2 protein-coding genes and 1 pseudogene are annotated in these 1,897 nt (G+C 60.3%); 2 read left to right on the forward strand and 1 reads right to left on the reverse strand.

Annotated elements, in window-relative coordinates; all coding sequences use genetic code 11:
• Nucleotides 1-176 (forward strand): transposase (locus I7S92_RS22945; protein ID WP_197647634.1); only part of this gene is annotated, 176 nt, incomplete at its 5' end.
• 22 nt (nt 177-198) lie between these two features.
• Entirely contained in the window at nt 199-1,803 is a 1,605-nt protein-coding gene (locus I7S92_RS22950) for a DUF2357 domain-containing protein (protein ID WP_197647812.1), read from the forward strand.
• Here I7S92_RS22950 and I7S92_RS22955 read toward each other — a convergent pair.
• Nucleotides 1,771-1,897: pseudogene (locus I7S92_RS22955) on the reverse strand (IS5/IS1182 family transposase); the annotation flags it as partial. The gene I7S92_RS22950 and the pseudogene I7S92_RS22955 overlap by 33 nt on opposite strands.

The following is a 1,897-nucleotide window of genomic DNA, read 5'->3' on the forward strand; positions in this document are numbered from 1 at the left end:
AGTCCCGCGGCAAGCCAGTTCGATACGACAAGCGGCGCTATCGCCGCCGCCACCGGATTGAGATCATGTTCGGCAGATTGAAGGACTGGCGCCGCATCGCCACACGCTACGACAGATGCGCCACGACCTTCCTGTCCGCCGTCGCTCTCGCCGCAACCGTCATGTTCTGGCTTTGACGATCAATGAGTCTGGAGCCTAGTGAACGTCTCCCTCGACCTCGGACGCACCGAAGCCGAGGACTACCTCGCGGATTTTCGTGATGAACTGATCACGCTTGCCCTCAACCGCCAAAGCACGGCGACCGGTGGCGTCATCAGATCAGAATCCACGGACTTGGTCGAGGCCTTGTCCCACTTTGCCCAAGCGGCGCGCCACGTGCTGGGCAACCCCGCGCGACTTTTGACCGAAATTGAAGAACTTCAGCCCACCGAGCGACTCCGACCAAACAACCGGACTTTTCGAGAAGTCCTGCGGCGACCATCGTGGCGAAGCTATCCCGGGCGCGGCGCCGAAGAGACCATCGACATCCCGGACAATCGTTTCGTGCACCACATGGTTCAATACTGTGCACGGCTTTCGTCGCGGATCGCCAGCGCATCAGAGGCCCAGTCACGTCAGCTCTCCGCAAGGTCGGAACGGGCTTATGAGCATGCAAAGACCCTCCTCGAGGCCGAGAGTGAACCGGTGGATCCCGAGATCTTCGGAAACCAGCTTGCCGAAATGGAGGCCACGATTGCTGCCGTGAACGGGTGGACCAGCCTCGGGGCGTCGCATCGCGACGAGATCGGCGACTATGAAATCAAGCTGGAGAACCCCTATCGCTATCTAGAACGAGCCCAGTTCTACAAGCGACTGGACGCCGACCCTCGGCAAGATGAAAAGCTGGGGATAAGAAGCAACATCGTGCAATTGCCCGAAGAACCTTTTCGCTTGGTCGCCGAAGCCTCGAAGTATTTGAACAAGTCCTCCCGGCTCTTCGAGTTCTCGGGCATCGGGCTGGTCAGGCGTCATGGCCAGACGGGATCCATGAGGCTCCTGAAGCTCGAGGAGGTGTGCCGCATGAGGGTCCGGGCCCCAGGCCTCGAGAAAAAGGCGGCCTTGAAGGCATGGTACGAGCAGAACGGCTGGACAAGAAAGCTGACTCGCACGGAACTCGAAGAACGCCGACTGGAAGCGCGAAGCAGTGATCGGCGCGCATCGCAATTGGAGCAGCGCGCAGAGCTTTCCAGATCGGCTGCAGCATCGCTCTGCTGCACCGGTGAAGACCTTAGGTCGCAGGAGATGCGGTGGTCAGCGCTCGGTGTGGCAAGCAGCTCCGCGCTCCCTATGGGCATGCGCTTCGTGCAAAGTGCCGCCTATTCCTCGGTCCTAGCCGCCTTCAATCGCGTTCAGGAGCTTGCCGGAAAAGTCGGTGTCGGCGGTCCGGAGATCGACCGGATCGATCGCATCGGCATTCTGCACGCCAGCGCGATCTACGAACGCTGGTGCCTAGTACGCCTGATTTCCTTGCTCGTCGACACCTTCGACTTCACGCCCGAGCCGGACTGGCTGGACCGCGTCATCGAAGGAACCTGTGGTGTGCTCGCCCCATTCGAACTTAGCTTCGAGCGGTCGGATGTGGCCATGACAGCATGTCTCGAGGTCCAACCTGTCCTTCCGAACGGCCGCCGCCCTGATTTTCGCCTGACGTTCCAGCACCGTGATGCAAACACCGGCGAAGACACCCATGCGCGCACGATCTTGGGCGACGCAGTAGAACCGTCGAAGGGCCTAGGCTGCGGACTCATAAGCGCGGGTCCATAGTCTTGAGCAGACGAGAAGGACGGCGGCCAGGTAGTTGGTCGCGGTTTTTTCGTATCTGGTTGCGATCTTTCGGAACTGCTTGAGCTTGCTGAAG

This window comes from Tabrizicola soli, assembly GCF_015999335.1.
Taxonomy (GTDB): Bacteria; Pseudomonadota; Alphaproteobacteria; order Rhodobacterales; family Rhodobacteraceae; genus Tabrizicola; species Tabrizicola soli.